Genomic DNA, 16,926 nt, shown 5'->3' with positions numbered 1-16,926 from the left:
CGTCGGCCGCGGGTGGTCAGCGGCGGATCGTCGGGACGGACTCGCCGTAGACGCGCAGGCGTTGCAGGGCGTGGAGCCAGCGCAGCTCGGTGCCGCAGGCACGCAGGGCGGTGCCGAGGGCGTGGCGCATCGCGGCGTCGACCGCCGCGCGGGCGGCGGCGGCGCCGGGTGCCTCCGGGCGGTCGCTGTCGGCCAGGTCGGCGAGTCGGCGGGACGGGTTCCAGCCGATGTCCGCCGCGCCACCCGCGCCCGGCTCCTCGGCCGGCGGGCACGGCGCGAGGGTGATTCCCGTACCGCCGAGGTGCGCCGCGAGCGGCAGACCGGCGAGGGCCGCACTGCGCCGGAGCGTGGCCAGCAGAGCGGCGGGCAGCCCGAGTTCGGCCGGGGTCGGCCCGGTGGGCCGGGCGGCCAGGACCCCGGGCGGGACGCGGAGCCCCACGGCCGGGACGGCCAACGGGCCGACGCGGAGCTCCCCGCCGGAGCCGTCCCGGGTGGTCTCCAGCCCGAACGCGGGCAGGAACTCGGCGAGCGCGTTCAGCATGGCCGTCCCGACCACCTCGCGGGCCGGACCGGCCGACTGCCCCGGCTCGGCCATCGCGGCGGCGCCGGTCAGCCGGGGGGACGGCAGCCAGTCGAGCGCCGCCGCGCCCGCGCACCGGTCGCCGTCACCGGTGGGCCGGGCCGGGCGGATCCGCACACCGGGCCCCTCCTCCCCGAAGGCGACCGGGAGCCCGGAGAGCAGTACCGCGTCGGTCAGACGGTCGGCCAGGTCGGGGTCGACCCGCCCCGGCGGTGGAGGAGTCAACGGTCCTGGCCCTTCGGTCGGTTGATCAGGTGCATTGTCGAACTCCCGTTCCCCGCAGGGCCAGTGCCCAAACGCCCGGCCCCGGAGCACGGGAGGACGCCGGATCCGGCGTCCTCCGGACACGGCGGTGCCCAGGAAGGAAGGTACCGAGCGGAAAAGTGCGTCACCACGGCACGGCCGGCCTCCACCTCGGAACGTGGCCCGGTCTGCTGCGGCCTGATCCGTCGGGCGATGATCGGCGCCATGGCCCGTCGACACCCTGGGTCCGCGTCGAACGGCACCCACCAGGACGGCTTCTGCGAACCGGCTCCCAGTACGGAACGGCGGTGACGATCTTGTCTGTCTCTTCGTCGAACCGTACGGCGAGGACTTCTGGCTGCAACCGGGCGACGACTTCACCGTGATCCCGGGAGCCGGAGCGCGGGATCCCCGGTTCACGGTCGTCGCTGCCGACAAGCACCCGGTCGTGTGGATCTTCGAGCGTGGTGACCCCGAGGACGTCATTGTCGACCACGTGGTCACCGACCGTCATGGGACCGAGCTGGAGTGCGGTCACCAGCATCCTGGTGATCGGACCCCGGGCTGACGTGACTCCTGGCCGACCTGCACGGTCCCGGCGCCGCCGGCGCCTGTCGGGGCGCGGCAGGGGCCGCCCGGGCACGGGCGGTACGTACGACCCCGTACAGCAATAGGTAGTGGCCCCCATTGATCCCCGTACCGTTCCGGGAGTCCGCTGGGTACCGGCCCCGAGGCCGCCCGGGATCCGTCCCGGCCCCGCCCCTCCCCCACCTGCCGCCCGGTGCCGACCTCCCCCGCACGCACAGTGACCAGAGCCAGGTGAACGGCATGCACGACCTCCACCGAGCGGCACGTCCGACGATGCGGCGGGCCGCGGTGTACCTGCGGTGCCGGCCCTACGACGCGCGGGAGGCCGACTACATGCGCACGGCCATGGAGCAGCTGGCCGACCGGCTCGCGCTGCCGATGCCGGACGTGTACACCGACCACGGGCTCAGCACCCGGGAACCGCTGCCGGCGCTGGAGAACCTGTTGGTGGCGGCCGAGCGCCGCTGGGTGGACGTCGTGCTGGTCCCGGGCCCGTTCGTGTTCGCGCTCGACGACCGGGCGGCCGCGGAGACCGTCCGGCGGTTCGCCCGGGCGGGCTGCAAGGTGGTCGAGGCACCGGGGCGGGTGGTCCGGCCCGTCGGGGTGCCGCGGCTGTCGGCCGTCCCCGGTCTCGGCCCGGTCCGCCCGCGTCGTCCGGCTCCCGGCGGGGACCCGGCCGCGTACCAGGCCGTCTGAGACCGGGCCGTCCGAGACCGGGCCGTGGGACGCTGCCCCGTGCGGGCCACCGACCCACCCACCCGGTGCCACCCCGTCGGGCGCGGGCATCATGGGGGTATGCCCGCTCAGACTGGATCCGCCCCGCGCCGGGGTGCCGACGGCCGCGCCGGACGCGGCCGGGCGCGGCGCCGATGAACCGGCCGTCGTCGCCGGCCGCGCCGGAGGGGGGAGCCCCGGGGGCCGCCTTCGTGGGCCGGGCCGGTGAACTCGCCCGGCTGACGGACGCGCTCGCCCGGCCCCCGGCCGTCCTGCTCGTCGAGGGCGAGGCGGGCAGCGGCAAGTCGCGGCTGGTCGCCGAGGCGGTACGGGCGCTGGGCGGGACGTCCGGGGGCGACACCGCCCCCCGTCGGCCGGTGCTGCTCGGCCGGTGCCACCCGCTGCGCGAACCGGAGCCGTTCGGGCCCGTGGTCGACGCGCTGCGGGACGCCGCCGCCCTGCTGCCGCCGCCCGCCGAGCTGCCGCCCAGCACGGGGGCGCTGCGCCTGGTGCTGCCCGACCTCGCCGCCCAGCTGCCGGCCGTGCCGCCGGACGGCGGGACCCTGCTGTCCGCGCGCCGGCTGCTCGCCCAGGGGGTGCGGGCGCTGCTCACCGCGCTCGACGCCCCGGTGCTGGTGGTCGAGGACCTCCAGTGGGCCGACGACGCGACCCTCGACCTGCTGGTGCGGCTGGCCCGTGACCTGCCGCCGCGGCTCGCGCTGGTGCTCACCTACCGTCCCGAGGAGCTGCCGCCCGGTGCCCCGGCGCCCGGCGCGGTCTTCCGTCCGGCGCCGGACCCGACCGGCGGACAGGGGGACGTCCACGCGCCGGTCCGGCTGGAGCGGCTGGAGCCCCTGGACGAGACGGCGGTCGCGGCGCTGGCCCGGTCGGTACTCGGCCCGGCGGCGACGCCCGACCTCGCGCGGGTCCTGCACGAGCGCAGCGAGGGTCTGCCGCTGGCCGTCGAGGAGGACCTGCACACCCTCGCCGAGCACACCACGGCCGAGCGCACCGCGGCCGGCCGCGCGCCCACCGACGCCGCACTCGCCGAGCGCGCCCCGGCCGACCGCGCGGGTGCCTCCGCCGCGCGTACCGCCACCGGCGACCCGGCGGCCGTCCTGGCCGCCGCCGACATCCCGCGCGGACTGCGCGACGCGGTGACCCAGCGGCTCGCCCGCCTGGGCGGCGACGGCACCGCCGTCGTGGCGGCCGCCGCCGTCCTCGGGGCGCCGGCCGACGAGGCGCTGCTGACCGCCGTCGCCGGACTGGACGCCGAGGCCGGGGCCGACGGCCTGACCGAGGCGCTGCACGCGGCCGTCCTGCGGGAGACCGCACCGGACCGCTACGCCTTCCGCTCCCCGGCCGCCCGCCAGGTCGCGCAGGGGCGGATCGCCGGGCCGCGGCGCCGGGTCCTGCACCAGCGGGCCGCGGCCGCGCTGGGGACCAGGGAGCCCCGGCCGCTCGCCCGGATCGCCGAACACACCCTGGCCATGGGCGACCGCCCGGCCTGGCAGGACCTCGCCCAGGCCGCCGCCGACCAGGCCGCCGCCCTCGGCGACCCGGGCGGTGCCCGGCGGATGCTGCGCGGTCTGCTCGACGAGCCCGACCTCGACCCGCGCCGCCGCGGGCGGGCGGCCCTGGCGCTGGCCCGGCTGGCGGCCGACGACGTCGACCCGGCGGCCAGCGTGCAGGTGCTGAGCGGCATGGTCGCCGACCCCCGGCTGCCGGTCGCCGACCGGGGCGAGATCCGGCTCGCGCTCGGGTTCCTGATGGCGGTGCACAGCGGCAACCGCGCGGGCTTCGACCGGATCCGGGAGTCCCTGGAGGAGTTGGAGGAGCGCCCGGTGCGGGCGGCGCGGGCCATGGTGGCGATCGCCATGGACGAGCGCGACGGGGCCGGCCGCCGGGCCGGGGAGTGGCTCGCCCGGGCGGAGGGCCTGCTGGCGGCCAACCCGGACGAGGACGTGTCCGCCGCGGTGCGGGCCACCACGCTCACCTTCCAGGCCCGGGACGCCGATCCGGCGGTCTGGGACCGGCTGGACGAGCTGCCGCGCGACTCCGAGCGCCCCGAGGTGATGCGGCAGACCACCCGGGCGCTGTACAACGCGGGCGAGATCGCGATCGAGCTGGGCTACGACCGGCGGTCCGCGAACCTGCTGGAGGAGAGCCGCCGGCTGGCCCGGCTGACGGGCATTCCGTACCTGGAGTGCTACAGCCGGCTGGCGCTGATCCGGCTCGACATGCTGGCCGGGCGCTGGGACCTGGTGGAGCCCCGGTTCGCCCGGCTGGGAGCGGAGTTCGACGACCTGGCGATGGCCGGTGCCGAGCGCTCGCTGCTGTTCGGACGGCTCGCAGCGGGGCGGGGCCGGCTGGCGTTGGCCCGGGAGGAGCTCGAGATCGCCGCCCGCTTCGGCCAGCGGGAGTCGCAGGTGACGGTGGCGCTGCGGGCGGCCGCCGGGCTCGGCGGCCTCCAGTTGCTGGAGGGCGACACCGCCGGGGCCGCCGGCACGGTGGGGCCGGCGCTGGCCACGGCCCGGCAGGCCGACGCCTGGGCGCGCACCGCCGATCTGCTGCCGGTCGCCGTCGAGGCGCTGCTCGCGACGGGCGGGCGGGCCGAGGCCGCGGGGGTCGTCGAGGAGGCGACGGAGTCCCTCACCGACCGGGACGCGCCGGCCGTGACGGCGGCGCTGCACCTCGCCCGGGGGCTGCTGCTGGACGCGGACGGCGATCCGGGGGCGGCGGAGGCGTTCACCCGGGCCCGGGACCACTGGCAGGACATCGGGCGGCCGTACGAGGCGGCGCGGGCCGACGAGCGGATCGCCGCCGCGCTGGCCGCGCGCGACCGGGCGCGGGCGGCGGAGCGGATGACCGCCGCCGAGCGGGTCTACCTGGAGCTGGGAGCCACCACGGACACCGCCCGCTGCCGGAAGCTGCGCCGGGACCTCGATCTCGGCGGGATCGGCTCGCCGGGCCGCCGGGGTTACGGCAAGCGGCTGTCGCCGCGCGAACGTCAGGTGGCGGAGCTGCTCGCGCAGGGGACGGGAAACCAGGACATCGCCCAGGCCCTCTTCCTGTCACCGCGCACGGTGGAGCACCATGTGGCGAACGTGCTGGCCAAGCTGGGCACCGGACGGGCCGGGACGGCGCAGGCGCTGGCCCGGGCGGACGCCGAGGACCCGGCGGGCGGGGGCGGCGCGTGAGGACGGCGGACGCGGGCGCGTGAGGACGGCGGGCGCGGGCGGGTGAGACGGCCGCCGAGCGGTGCGCGGGGTGGGCCGGGGTCGCCCGCAGCCGGCCCGGCGACCGGTCGACCGGCCCGCGTGGGTGCCGCGCGGCGGGCGCCCCCAGCGTTCCCGCCCGCCGATAGGTAGTCACCCGCATTGATCCGGCCGGGCCGGGCCGGTTCCCTGGTGGTCATTGGCGAGCGAGCGGGGCAGCCGCTCCCCGACCAGGAGGGATCCCGAGTGATGACTGCACGCCACCACGCGTCGAGCGCGACCGCCGGACCGGCGACCGACGGCCCGGCCGAGGCCGGGTCCACGGTCCGACTCTCCCCCTCCCCCCGCAAGGCCGGGCACCACCCGGTCGCCCTGGTCCGGCTGGCCCGGCTGAGCCGGTCCGGCCCCGGAGCCCACTGGGCGCACTGAGCACCGACCGGGACCGTGTGGGCGGCTCCCGGTCGGGAAACGGGGGGAGCGAGCGCCGAACGGCCGGCAACGGCCCGGAACGGCTGACGCACCGAAGGAAGACGGGCCCTGCCTGGCCGACCAGGCAGGGCCCTTCGACGTGCGGACGTCTCTGCGGGGATCAGCAGGACGCCGCGACGGAGAGGGTGACGGCGGCCGGCGGCCACCCCCACTGGGTGGTTTCGAGGGTCGCCTCGGCGGTGGAGCCGCACGGCAGGGCGCCGGAGATCCGGCCCACCGGGGTGGCCGACCAGCTGACGTTGACGGTCTGCGTGACGGTGCCGATCTCCGCGCCGTCGACGATCCTCGCGGTGAGGCGGAACGGCACCGGGCGCGGGGTCCAGCTGACACTGGTCGGCGTGGTCCGGCCGTGGAAGGTCACCTGGTCGCCGCTGACGATGGCGCAGATCTCGTTGACCACCACGCCCCGGTAGCTGGTGGCGCAGGTCCCCGGGACGCTCGGGGAGGCGGCCGCGTCGGCGGCGAGCGCGGTACCGGGGAGCACACCGGCGAGGGTCAGGGCGGCGCTGGTGGCGAGGATGGCAAGGGGCCGATTCATCGGGCTTTTCCCGTTCGTGGGTAGGGACGGCAGAGTGAAGCCATGTGACATTTCATGCTTCACACCTCACATGCTGCCATCGATTCAAGCGGAGGATTACCGTCCAGCCTTATCTTCGAAGCCGCTTGCCGATTTCAGCCTTTCAATGACTGAAATGCATCGCTCCGGCCGGTCGGGCAGCCGCTCGGTCGAGCGGCCGCTCGACCGGCCTTCCGGTCAGCCGTCCGAGCGCGGCTCCATCCGGAGTCCGAAGGCCGCCGTACCGGGGTCCAGCGCGGTCACCCCGCCGTCGACCGTGAGCACCGCGCCGTTCACATAACCCGCGGCCGGGGAGAGCAGCCAGCCGATCGCGGCGGCCACCTCCTCCGGCTCCCCCGGCCGGCCCGCCGGGGTCAGCGCCGTCGCCTCGCGGTAGGCCTGGTCGACACCGCCGGCCAGCCCGGCCTCCTCGGCGAAGCGCGCCATCCTGCGGTCCGCCATCTCGGTGCGCACCCAGCTCGGACAGACGGTGTTGGCCCGCAGGCCGAGCCGGCCGTAGTCGACGGCGAGCGAGCGGCAGAGCTGGAGCAGCGCGGCCTTCGAGGTCGCGTACGCGGCACTGCCGGCGCCGTTGCGCAGCGCGGAGACGGAGGCGACCGCCACCACCGCGCCGCGCGCGACCAGCAGGTGCGGCAGCGCCTCGCGCAGCAGCAGGAAGGGGCCGGTGAGATTGGTCCGCATCACCAGCTCCCAGTCCTCCGGCGTCACGTCGCCCACCGAACCGCCCCGGCCCACACCGGCGTTGAGCACCAGTCCGTCGATCCGGCCGTAGGCGGCGACGGCGGCCGCGACCAGACCGCGGACGCCGTCCGGTTCGGTGGTGTCGGAGACGTGCGCGAGCGCCCCCGTCTCCCGGGCGACCCGCTCCAGCGGCTCGCGCCGACGGCCGGACACCACCACGTGATGGCCCTCGGCCCGCAGCAGCCGCGCGGTGGCCTCGCCGATGCCGCTCCCTCCGCCGGTGACGACGACTACGCGCTGGTCCGACATGGCTGTGACCTCCGGGATCGATGTTTCGTGAACCGTCGATCCTAGAGCGCTGGCCGGACGGCCCGTCAGATCGGGTCCGTGCACCCGCGGGTCCGGTCCCGGCGGTCGGGTCTCCCGGTCCTCCCGCCCCCCCGGGGGGCCGGACCCTGTCGGGGACGCCCGTTCCCCCGCGCCGGGCGTTGTCGGTGGCGGGCCGTAGATTCGGCGCGACCGAGCACCAGTCGAGCGATTCGCGGACAGGACACCGAGCCCGATGAACCCCGTGACCCCGATCCCCCCGGCCTCCGAGCACGGCATCGCGCTCGTCGAGCGCGTGATCACCTCCGTCGAGGCGGACCCGCACCGGCCGATCCTGGACTACAGCGCGTGGGCCGGGCCGTGGCTGACCGGCGAGCCCCGGCCGCTGCCGGCCGGCCCGGCGGCCGGCGCGGTATTCCCCAGCGGCCGACCGCTCCCGCCGAGCCTGCGGCGCTGGCTGGCCTTCGACACCGGGCTGCTGCGCCGGTTCGGCTGGCTCGACGAGGACGACCGCTTCACGCCCCGTCCCCTGGGCGAACTGGCGCGGGACGAACTCGGCGAGCTCTGGGGCTCCTGCTTCGACGGCGTCTCGGACCGCTTCGACGAGTGCTTCCTGCTGCCGGGCGGTTCCGACTCGCGCCGGGTCCTGGTGACCGGCGCGGGCGACGCGCACGGCGAGTACCCGGTGCTCGCGCTCGACGTGGACGACATCCCGTGCGTCGAGCTGATGTACCCGGGGCTGGACGTCTACCTCGCCGCCACCTGCGGGCTGCTGACCGTCGAGGGGGACGGCTACTCCGCGCTGACCCGGAACCCCGTGTACGCCCGCCGGATGCTCACCCACGCGCAGCAGCTGTTCGGCGGGGAGTTCGCCGAGGAGTGCTTCCCCGACCTCTGAGCGGACCGGCACGGGCGGCTGACCGGCACCGCACCGCCCGGCCCGCACGCCCCCTCGCGCGCTCCGCGCCGGTCCCCGCGTCGCGCCGCAGGTCCGTGACAGACTGACCGGCCATGGGTGAGAGCGAGGCCGGCGAGGCCGTTCCGGAGCTGCCGCTGCTCGTGGTGGACGGCGCCAACGTGGTGGGTTCGGTCCCCGACGGCTGGTGGCGGGACCGGCGTGGTGCGGCCGAGCGGCTGCGGGACGCGCTCGCGCCCGTCGCCGACCACGGGGTCCCGGGCGAGCGGGCCGACGTCCCGCCCTGGGCCCGGACCGGCCCGCTGGAGGTGCTGCTCGTCGTCGAGGGCGCGGCCCGGGGAGTGACGGCCGCCCAACCCGGGGTGCGCGTCGAGGCCGCTGCCGGCAGCGGTGACGACCTGATCGTCGAGATCGTCGCGGCAGCCCTCGCCGCCCGCCCCGGACGGCGCTGCCTGGTCGTCACCGCCGACCGGGGCCTGCGTGACCGGGTCACCGCCCTCGGCGCCGGGGTGACCGGCCCCCGCGCCGTCCGCCCCGTCTGACCCCTCGTTCCCTCGCGGCGCACTCGCGGTGCCCTCCAGGCCCCCGCCGTCGGCCCGGCCCGTCCCACCGCCTTCCCCGTCACCCGGACCGGGGCCTCGACGGCTCATCATTTCGGTGGACGCGGACCGGCCCCGGGCTGACGTCCCGGGCGCCGCCCACACCGCCCGGATCCGCGCCCTAGCACGAAGTGGCCCTTGCTCGGGGCAAGTTCACCCGGAGACCGCTCGCATTGGCGAACCGGGGGCGAGCGCCGGTTCGGGGCGCGCGGGGCGCGGTAAACCTGGTGCCATCACCGGCCCGGCAACGGGTCCGGAGGTCCGGCCGGACCGTTCCCTCCGGTGCGCGCGCCCGCCGTCCCCGGGCGCCGCACGGCGGAGACCCGCCCGGCCGCCGCACCACTCGCGCACCACCCGCGCGTGCCCGCCCACCGCTCCGAACCCCCGAGGCCCACCGGCCACCACTGTCCCGTTCCCCCACTCTTCCGATCGTTTGAGGATGCTGAATGCTTGGTGCTGGTTCGTCACCCGGACGCCGGCGCTCCGCCCCCGTGCTCGTCTGGCTCCTGCCCACCGTCGTGACGGCCGCCGTGGCCGCCGCCGCCGTGGCCACGGCCACCCCCGACTCGCGTCCGCGCATCGCCGTCTGCGCGGTGGTGGGCACCCTGGCCGTGGTCCTGGTCGCCGCCGAGGCCGCCCGCCGGGGCCGGGCGACGGAGGAACTGCGCGCGCGGGCCGTCCAGCGCGAGGGTGAACTGATCCGCCGGCTCACCCGGCAGGAGACCGAGTACATCCGGCTGGCCAAGTCGGTCCTGCCCGCCGCCATGGCCCGGCTCACCCACGGCGAGGGCCTGGAGGACGTGGTCAACGCGTACACCCTCCAGGACGTCACGGTCGGCGCGGAGTTCCGGACCGCGCAGCAGACCCTGCTGCGCGCCGTACTGGAGACCGTCGAGAACGAGGAGGCGCTGCGCGAGTCGTCACGGCGCTCCTTCGTCAACATCGCCCGCCGCGTGCAGGCGATCGTCCACCGGCAGGCCGCCGAACTGCGCGTCATGGAGCACCGGCACGGCAACGACCCCGCGGTCTTCGACGACCTGCTGCTGGTCGACCACGGCAACGCCCTGATCGGCCGCCTGGCCGACAGCATCGCCGTCCTCGGCGGCGCGCGGCCGGGCCGTCAGTGGAACCGGGCCGTGCCGCTCTACAGCGTCCTGCGAGGCGGCATGTCGCGGATCCTCGACTTCCAGCGGGTCGAGCTGCACCCGGTCTCCGAGGTGGCGGTGATCGGCCCGGCGGTCGAGCCGCTCATCCACGCCGTCGCCGAACTCCTCGACAACGCCACCCGCTACTCGCCGCCGCACACCGGCGTGCACCTGACCGCCGTCGAGGTGCAGACCGGCATCGCGATCGAGATCGAGGACGGCGGGCTCAGCCTCAGCGAGGAGGGCCGGGCCCGCGCCGAGCGGATGCTGCTGGAGGCGCAGGCCGGCATCGACCTCAACGAGCTGGGCGAGACCCCCCGGCTCGGCCTCGCCGTCGTCGGCCGGCTCTCCCGGGCGTACGGCTTCCAGGTCTCGCTGCGCCCCTCGGCCTACGGCGGGGTGCGGGCGGTGCTGGTCGTGCCGCAGGAGCTGATCACGACCGCGCCCGCCACCGGGCGGGCCCACGGCATCGGTGTGACCGGCTCGTCCGGTCCGGAGCCGGTGGACGACCGCCGCTCGCACACCTCGCCGCCGCCGCGGCGGCCGCTCTCCGGCTCGCTGCCGGGGCCGCTCAGCGGCGGGGAGGACGTGCCGGTGGTCACCGAGCGCACCGCCACCGGGCTGCCCCGCCGGCGTCGGCACGCCGCGCCGACCGCCCGGATCGGGGTCGCCCAGACGACCCGCACCACCACCTCCCGCTCCGGCGGCACGACCGGCCGGGCGGCGGCCAGGGGCGGCGCGGCGGGCGCGAACGGCACCCCGGGCGTGAACGGCGCCCCGGGCGTGAACGGCTCCTCGGTCCCGGGCGGCCCACCGGCCGTGCACGGCTCGGCGGGCCCGACCGGCCGGGGTGACGGGTCCGGCGGCCCACCGGACCGGCCCGGCGCCGATCCTTCGGCCCCGGCGGGGGCGGTGCAGCCCGGTCTCTGGCTGGCCGCCTTCACCGAGGGGGTCAACGGCACCGGGCCGGCGGCCGACCACGACAACGGGGACTCGACGCGGAGGGACGAGCGGTGATTCAGCCACGGACCAACATGGACTGGCTGCTCAAGCAGTTGGCGGACGAGGTTCCGCACGTCCGGAACGTCATCGTGCTCTCCGCGGACGGCCTGCGGATGGCCCAGCACGGCACCGAGACCGACACCGCCGACCGGCTCGCCGCCGCCTGCGCCGGTCTGCAGAGTCTGGCGGCGGCCGTGGGCCACGAGTTCCCGCACGGGGACGGCCGGATGCGGCTGGTGGTGATCGAGATGGGCGGCGGCTTCTTCTACATGATGGCGGCCGGCGCCCGGGCCTTCCTCGCGGTCCTGGCCGACGAGGGCGTGGACGCCGGGCTGATGGGCCAGCGGATGCGCGACCTGGTCGCGCGGATCGGCGAGCACCTCAGTACGCCTCCCCGAAGGGGCGAGCCCGTCGCATGAGCACAGCCGGCCGGGACTGGGGCGAGGACGCCCCGGAACGCTTCTACGTGATCACGCGCGGCCACTCCCAACCGGCCGGACGGGCCGCGTTGGACCTGGTCACCCTGATCGTCTCCCGTGCGGAGCCCACCCCCTCGATGCCGCCCGAGCACGCGGCGATCCTGCGCCTGTGCGGATCGCCGCTCTCGGTGGCCGAGATCTCCGCCTACCTGCGGCTGCCGGTCAGCGCGGTCACCGTGCTGCTGGCCGACCTCGTGGCCGAGGAGCGGGTCGAGGCGCGCGCCTCGGTCCCGGCCGCGCTTCTCCCCGACCGTGCCCTGTTGGAGGCGGTGATGCATGGACTTCAGCGCCTCTGACACGGTGCGCGGGCCGGCCGACGAGGACCTGCTGCCGGACTCGGCCACCGCGGCCGTCAAGGTGGTCGTCGTCGGCGGCTTCGGCGTCGGCAAGACCACCCTGGTCGGCGCGGTGAGCGAGATCCGCCCGCTGACCACCGAGGAGACGATGACCCAGGCCGGGGCCGACGTCGACGACCTGGCCGGGATCGAGCGGAAGTCCGAGACCACGGTCGCGATGGACTTCGGCCGGATCAGCATCAGCGACGAACTGGTGCTGTACCTCTTCGGCACCCCCGGGCAGGAGCGGTTCTGGTTCCTGTGGAACGGCCTGTTCGAGGGGGCCCTGGGCGCGGTGGTGCTGGTCGACACCCGTCGGCTGGAGGTCAGCTTCGACGTGATCGGGCGGCTGGAGGACCGCAGGGTGCCGTTCGTGGTCGCCGCCAACGCCTTCCCCGGCGCGCCCGCCCACCCGGACGAGGAACTGCGGCTCGCCCTGGACCTGCCGCCCGAGGTCCCGATCGTCGCCTGCGACGCCCGGGTCCGCGAGTCCGGCCGGGACGTGCTGCTCGCCCTCATGCACTACCTCTACGACCTGGCGGGGTCGCGGGCCGCGCGGTGAGCGCACCGCCGGCCCCGCCCCACCCCCACCCCCGTCGACGACGACCTCCGGAGACACCGTGACCACCCCGTTCCGCGACGACGCCCCCCTCGCCCCGCCGGCCGGCTGCCCCGCCCACGGGGCCGACGCCCCGGGGGCGGACGCCCCGGGGGCGGACGCCCGGGGGACCGGCATCCCGAGCCCCGCCCGATCGGCGAGCACCGGATCCGCGAGTGCCGGATCCGCGAGTGCCGGATCCGCGAGTGCCGAACCGGGAAGCACCGAGCCGGGGAGCGACCGGCCCGCCCTCGACGAGCTGCCCGTCGCCGAACTCCGCCGCCTCTACGGGCCCGAGGCCGAGGCCGACCCCTCCGGCCTGTACGAGAAGCTGCGCGCCGAGTACGGGGAGGTCGCGCCCGTCCTGCTGCACGGCGACCTGCCGGCCTGGCTGGTCCTCGGCCACTCCGCCAACCTCACCGTGATGCGCACGCCCTCCCGCTTCTCCCGGGACTCGCGCCGCTGGCGGGCGTTCCAGGAGGGGCGCGTCGGGGCCGACTCGCCGCTGATGCCGGTCATCGCCTGGCAGCCGCTCTGCGTCTTCGCCGACGGCGCCGAGCACCGGCGGCTGCGCGGCGCCGTCACCGACGGCCTGAACGGCACCGACCGGCGCGGCGTCCGGCGCTTCGTCACCCGGTACACCGCCGAACTGGTCGAGGAGTTCGGGTCGGCCGGGCGGGCCGAACTGGTGAGCCGCTTCGCCGAGCACCTGCCGATGCTGGTGATGACACAGCTGGTCGGCATGCCCGAGGAGTACGGCCCGCGCCTGGTCGACGCGGCCCGGGACCTCATGAAGGGCACCGAGACCGCCATCGCCAGCAACGACCACGTGGTCGCGGCCCTGCGCCGGCTGGTCGAGCGCAAGCGGACCGACCCCGGCGCCGACCTCTGCACCCGGCTGATGCAGCACGGGGCCGGCCTGACGGACGACGAGGTGCTGGAGCACCTGCGGGTCGTGCTGCTCGCCGCGAACGAGACGACCGTCAACCTGATCGCCGACACCCTGAAGATGATCCTCACCGACGAGCGGTTCCGGGCCCACCTGTCGGGCGGCCACATGACCGTGCCGGACGCGCTCGACCAGGTCCTCTGGGACGCCCCGCCGATGTCGCTGGTCGCCGGCCGCTGGGCCACCGGGGACACCCTGCTCGGCGGGCAGCGGATCCGGGCCGGGGACATGCTGCTGCTCGGCCTCGCCGCCGGGAACGTCGACCCGGTCGTCCGGCCCGACCTGGCGAAGCCGCTGCACGGCAACCGGTCCCACCTGTCCTTCGGCAGCGGACCGCACGAGTGTCCGGGCCAGGACATCGGGCGGGCGATCGCGGAGACCGGGATCGACTGCCTGCTCACCCTGCTGCCCGACCTCCGGCTCGCCGTACCGGAGGAGGAACTGACCTGGACCTCGGCCTGGATCTCGCGCCATCTGGTCGCGCTGCCGGTGGAGTTCACCCCGCGCGAGCGGCAGCCCGCCGAGGCCGCCGCTCCCCCGGCCGCCGCGCCCGCCGCGGCTCCGGGTGCCGCGGCTCCGGGTGCCGCGGCTCCGGGATCCTCCGGCCCGACTCGCTCCGGCCCGCCGTTCGCCGCGCCGACGCCGTTCGCCGGACCGACGCCGGTCGGGCCCTCGCCCGCACTCGTCCCCGGGCCCCGGCGCGGCTGGTGGGCCAGGCTCGCCGGGTGGTTCCGGCGCTGACGGGTCGGCGCTGACGGACAGGCACTGACGGACCGTGGCCGGCAAGGCCGACGCTGACCGGCCGGGGCGGTGCTGACCGGCCGGGGCGGTGCTGACCGGCCGGGGCGGTGCTGACCGGCCGGGCGGCGCGTCCCCGGCCGAACCGGACGGGCCCGCACTAAAGTCGGCGCGAGCCGGACGCGGCCCCTCCGCCGCGCCGAACCCCGCCCGTCGGAAGGTGCCCCGTGTCCCTGGTCCGCGTCCACAACTTCTCGGTCTCGCTCGACGGCTACGGCACGGGCGAGGGACAGAGCCTGGAGGCACCGTTCGGCCACGCCGGCGACCGGCTGCACAGCTGGTTCTTCCACACCCACACCTTCCGGGCCATGCAGGGCGGCGAGGGCGGGGAGACCGGCGTGGACGATGCCATGGCCCGGGCCTGGGGCGACGGGATCGGCGCGGAGATCATGGGGCGCAACAAGTTCGGTCCGCAGCGCGGCCCGTGGCAGGACCACGACTGGAACGGCTGGTGGGGCCCGCACCCGGTGTTCCGCACCCCGGTCTTCGTCCTCACCCACTACCCCAGGCCCACCGTGGAGATGGCGGGCGGCACCACCTTCCACTTCGTCGACGGCACCCCGCACGAGGTCCTCGCCCTCGCCCGGGAGGCCGCCGGCGGCCTGGACGTCCGGATCGGCGGCGGCCCGAGCACCGTCCGCGCCTTCCTCGCCGCCGACCTGGTCGACCATCTGCACGTGGTCGTGGTGCCTGTACTGCTCGGCCGGGGCGAGCGGCTGTGGGACGGGCTGGAAGGGCTGGAGAAGCGCTTCCGGATCGAGTCCGTCACCAGCCCGAGCCGGGTCACCCACCTCACCTTCACCCGGCCCTGACGGTCTTCCGCCCGGTCCCGCCCGCCTCGGCCCGCCCCCGCCCCCGCCCTCGCCCCCGTCCTCGCCCCCGTCCTCGCCCCCGTCCCCGCGTGCCGGTTGCCCGCCCGGTCCGCGCCACCGGAATGCTCCCGTGCGCCGGGTTTGCCGCCCCCGGTGCCGGTGCCATATCCGAGGTTCGGGGGTGCGGACCGGACGCGGTGGCGGGGGTGCCGGCCCGGCCCTCGAAGGGATTTCGAGGAAGTCGACGGAGGGGAAACCGGGATGACGGACATTCGGCGACCGGCGCTGCGGTACACCGCGGACATCACCGTGGAGGACATCGACGGGCTGGCCGGGTTCATCGAGCGGCGGGTCGTGCTGCTGCGGGACGCGGCCCCGGGGCCGCGGGGCGAGGAGGAGCTGGTCGGAGCGGCCCTGACCCAGACGGTCACCGCCCTGACCGGGAGCGCGCGGGAGGTGCTCGGCACGCTCGCCGGGCACGCGGCGGAGGCGGCCGGCCACGCCTCCGGGCCCGCCGGGGAGAGCGGTGGGGACCGGGACGTCGCGGCCTTCGACGAGGAGTTCGAGGAGCTCATGGCTCGGCTCAGCCGGCTCTGGCGGTACCTGCTGACGGCCGCCGAGGCCTGGAGCCACCTGCCCGACTACGACGTGGCACGCTGGCGACTGGACGGCCACCTGGACGCGGAGCACGAGGCCCGGGCCCGCTGGTCGCAGGCCGGGGACACCTGGTGAGCGGCCCGGACCGCTGACCGGGGCGGGCCGCTGACCGGCCGTCCGGGCCGGCCCCCGGCCCCGACGGCGTCCGCCGTACCACGCGGCCGGGCCGCGCGGGCGCGCCGGCGGCCGGTGTCGCCCGGGCGGGTGGTCGTGGCCGCGGGGCGGCACGGCGGGCGGCCGGGCCGGGGGTGGTGCGTGGTCGGATGGTCCGTCGGTGGTGCGGGCGGGCGTCGGCCGCGACGGAGAGGCGGGACGGTGCGGCGACTGAGGGTGGCGGCGGCGGTGGCGGCCGTCGCGGTGCTCGCTACGGCAGCCGTCGGGCCCGGGACACCACCGCGCCCGGGCGGCCCGGCGGCCGGTGACGAACCGGCAGCGGCCGGGGGCTCCGGCCTGCTCGGGGACTCCGGCCTGTTCGGCGGCTTCGACGCGTTCGGGGCCTCCGACGACTTCGGCGGCTACGGAGCCGTCGGCGGGCCGCCCGGCCAGGGCGGTCCCGGCGGGTTCCCCCGGCCCGGCGGGTTCGGTACGGGCCGCCTGCGGACACTGGCCGGGGTCCTGCGGCAGGACCGGCCCGGCAGCGGCTGGTACCTGGTCGGCGGGGCGCACCTGGCGTTGAACCTGGAGGTCGCGTACGCCGACCACCAGCAGATCGTGCTGCGTTTCCCGGCCGCGCGTCGGGTGGTGTCCGTGCTCTGCGGACCCGACGAGACCTACGCACCCCTCGGTTACTCGTGCGGCGCCTCGGTGTCGCTGGACGAGGTGCGGGTCCGGCTGGGCCGGAACGGCCGCCCCGCCGACCCGACCGCCACGGCCGCCGGGCAGTACGCCAACTTCTGGCTGCTGGGGCTGGTCGAGCAGCGCTGAGCCGATTCCGCGGACGGGGCCGGTCACCGGGGCACCGCCGGGCACCGCCGGGCACCGCCGGGGGCCGCCGGGACGGTCCCGCGCGCCGCCGCTCCCCCGGCGCGGCCGTCCTGACGAACGGTGGGCTCCTCCCGGCGGGGAGCGGGAGCGTCCTGCCCGACGGTGCGGCCGTCCTGACGCACCGTCGGACCGTCTTGACGAAATGGTCCACGGAAAGGTCTTCTGTACCACGCGCCCGAGCGCCCCCGGACCACCCGAGCCGCGCGGTGATAGCTCCGGACGGTACCCCCGGGTG

16 protein-coding genes are annotated in these 16,926 nt (G+C 76.7%); 13 read left to right on the top strand and 3 right to left on the bottom strand.

Going from position 1 to position 16,926, the window contains the following annotated elements; genetic code table 11:
* Positions 1 to 16: 16 nt before the first annotated feature.
* The gene (locus tag BLU95_RS37960; RefSeq protein ID WP_093863998.1) at positions 17 to 805 is read right to left on the bottom strand and encodes a hypothetical protein; all 789 of its coding nucleotides are present in this window, start codon (positions 803 to 805) and stop codon (positions 17 to 19) included.
* 846 nt (positions 806 to 1,651) lie between these two features.
* Between BLU95_RS37960 and BLU95_RS37950 the strand changes: the two genes are divergently transcribed.
* The 3 genes from BLU95_RS37950 to BLU95_RS37940 all read left to right on the top strand — a co-directional run bounded on the left by BLU95_RS37950 (position 1,652) and on the right by BLU95_RS37940 (position 5,772).
* Positions 1,652 to 2,107, top strand: coding sequence for a serine integrase family protein (locus BLU95_RS37950; RefSeq protein WP_159425182.1), 456 nt, complete (start codon positions 1,652 to 1,654; stop codon positions 2,105 to 2,107).
* Positions 2,108 to 2,280: 173 nt separating this feature from the next.
* Positions 2,281 to 5,325, top strand: coding sequence for a helix-turn-helix transcriptional regulator (locus BLU95_RS45370; protein ID WP_093863995.1), 3,045 nt, complete (start codon positions 2,281 to 2,283; stop codon positions 5,323 to 5,325).
* A 267-nt stretch (positions 5,326 to 5,592) separates the two neighbouring features.
* Positions 5,593 to 5,772, top strand: a complete 180-nt coding sequence (locus BLU95_RS37940) for a hypothetical protein (protein ID WP_093863994.1) — start codon at positions 5,593 to 5,595, stop codon at positions 5,770 to 5,772.
* A gap of 160 nt (positions 5,773 to 5,932) precedes the next feature.
* Here BLU95_RS37940 and BLU95_RS37935 read toward each other — a convergent pair whose 3' ends face one another.
* Both BLU95_RS37935 and BLU95_RS37930 read right to left on the bottom strand, forming a co-directional pair.
* Positions 5,933 to 6,370, bottom strand: coding sequence for a hypothetical protein (locus tag BLU95_RS37935; RefSeq protein ID WP_093863993.1), 438 nt, complete (start codon positions 6,368 to 6,370; stop codon positions 5,933 to 5,935).
* Between the two features lie 216 nt (positions 6,371 to 6,586).
* The gene (locus tag BLU95_RS37930) at positions 6,587 to 7,399 is read right to left on the bottom strand and encodes an SDR family NAD(P)-dependent oxidoreductase (protein WP_093863992.1); all 813 of its coding nucleotides are present in this window, start codon (positions 7,397 to 7,399) and stop codon (positions 6,587 to 6,589) included.
* Between the two features lie 262 nt (positions 7,400 to 7,661).
* Here BLU95_RS37930 and BLU95_RS37925 point away from each other — a divergent pair, with 262 nt between their 5' ends.
* From BLU95_RS37925 to BLU95_RS42925, 10 genes are all read left to right on the top strand, one after another.
* A complete protein-coding gene (locus BLU95_RS37925) occupies positions 7,662 to 8,315 on the top strand; it encodes a hypothetical protein (RefSeq protein ID WP_231978102.1) in 654 nt (217 codons plus the stop codon).
* 113 nt (positions 8,316 to 8,428) lie between these two features.
* Positions 8,429 to 8,875, top strand: a complete 447-nt coding sequence (locus BLU95_RS37920) for an NTP pyrophosphohydrolase (protein ID WP_093863990.1) — start codon at positions 8,429 to 8,431, stop codon at positions 8,873 to 8,875.
* A 548-nt stretch (positions 8,876 to 9,423) separates the two neighbouring features.
* Positions 9,424 to 11,094 (top strand): sensor histidine kinase, encoded by a 1,671-nt coding sequence (locus tag BLU95_RS37915; protein ID WP_197698669.1) that lies wholly within the window; start codon positions 9,424 to 9,426, stop codon positions 11,092 to 11,094.
* Entirely contained in the window at positions 11,091 to 11,498 is a 408-nt protein-coding gene (locus tag BLU95_RS37910; protein WP_093863989.1) for a roadblock/LC7 domain-containing protein, read from the top strand. The genes BLU95_RS37915 and BLU95_RS37910 overlap by 4 nt, the downstream gene beginning before the upstream one ends.
* On the top strand, positions 11,495 to 11,854 hold the full coding sequence (locus BLU95_RS37905; RefSeq protein WP_093863988.1) for a DUF742 domain-containing protein: 360 nt from the start codon (positions 11,495 to 11,497) through the stop codon (positions 11,852 to 11,854). The genes BLU95_RS37910 and BLU95_RS37905 overlap by 4 nt, the downstream gene beginning before the upstream one ends.
* Positions 11,835 to 12,455 carry a GTP-binding protein gene (locus tag BLU95_RS37900; RefSeq protein WP_093863987.1) on the top strand — a complete coding sequence of 207 codons (621 nt, stop codon included), beginning with the start codon at positions 11,835 to 11,837 and terminating at the stop codon, positions 12,453 to 12,455. The genes BLU95_RS37905 and BLU95_RS37900 overlap by 20 nt, the downstream gene beginning before the upstream one ends.
* 295 nt (positions 12,456 to 12,750) lie before the next feature.
* Entirely contained in the window at positions 12,751 to 14,181 is a 1,431-nt protein-coding gene (locus BLU95_RS37895) for a cytochrome P450 (protein ID WP_093865431.1), read from the top strand.
* Positions 14,182 to 14,405: 224 nt separating this feature from the next.
* A complete protein-coding gene (locus BLU95_RS37890; RefSeq protein WP_030395138.1) occupies positions 14,406 to 15,050 on the top strand; it encodes a dihydrofolate reductase family protein in 645 nt (214 codons plus the stop codon).
* A gap of 261 nt (positions 15,051 to 15,311) precedes the next feature.
* Positions 15,312 to 15,782 (top strand): hypothetical protein, encoded by a 471-nt coding sequence (locus tag BLU95_RS37880; RefSeq protein ID WP_093863985.1) that lies wholly within the window; start codon positions 15,312 to 15,314, stop codon positions 15,780 to 15,782.
* A 240-nt stretch (positions 15,783 to 16,022) separates the two neighbouring features.
* Positions 16,023 to 16,631 carry a hypothetical protein gene (locus BLU95_RS42925; protein ID WP_162497186.1) on the top strand — a complete coding sequence of 203 codons (609 nt, stop codon included), beginning with the start codon at positions 16,023 to 16,025 and terminating at the stop codon, positions 16,629 to 16,631.
* Positions 16,632 to 16,926: the final 295 nt, after the last annotated feature.

Source organism: Streptomyces sp. TLI_053 (genome assembly GCF_900105395.1).
In the GTDB taxonomy this organism is placed as follows: Bacteria; Actinomycetota; Actinomycetes; order Streptomycetales; family Streptomycetaceae; genus Kitasatospora.
Note: the sequence above shows the minus strand (reverse complement) of the source record. Positions and strands in the feature narration are given on the sequence as shown.

Bases quoted from the DNA above. Each gene is read 5' to 3' on its own strand.
- BLU95_RS37950 (WP_159425182.1), top strand. From the start codon at position 1,652: ATGCACGACCTCCACCGAGCGGCACGTCCGACGATGCGGCGGGCCGCG.
- BLU95_RS45370 (WP_093863995.1), top strand. From the start codon at position 2,281: ATGAACCGGCCGTCGTCGCCGGCCGCGCCGGAGGGGGGAGCCCCGGGG.
- BLU95_RS37940 (WP_093863994.1), top strand. From the start codon at position 5,593: ATGACTGCACGCCACCACGCGTCGAGCGCGACCGCCGGACCGGCGACC.
- BLU95_RS37935 (WP_093863993.1), bottom strand. From the start codon at position 6,370: ATGAATCGGCCCCTTGCCATCCTCGCCACCAGCGCCGCCCTGACCCTC.
- BLU95_RS37930 (WP_093863992.1), bottom strand. From the start codon at position 7,399: ATGTCGGACCAGCGCGTAGTCGTCGTCACCGGCGGAGGGAGCGGCATC.
- BLU95_RS37920 (WP_093863990.1), top strand. From the start codon at position 8,429: ATGGGTGAGAGCGAGGCCGGCGAGGCCGTTCCGGAGCTGCCGCTGCTC.
- BLU95_RS37905 (WP_093863988.1), top strand. From the start codon at position 11,495: ATGAGCACAGCCGGCCGGGACTGGGGCGAGGACGCCCCGGAACGCTTC.
- BLU95_RS37900 (WP_093863987.1), top strand. From the start codon at position 11,835: ATGGACTTCAGCGCCTCTGACACGGTGCGCGGGCCGGCCGACGAGGAC.
- BLU95_RS37880 (WP_093863985.1), top strand. From the start codon at position 15,312: ATGACGGACATTCGGCGACCGGCGCTGCGGTACACCGCGGACATCACC.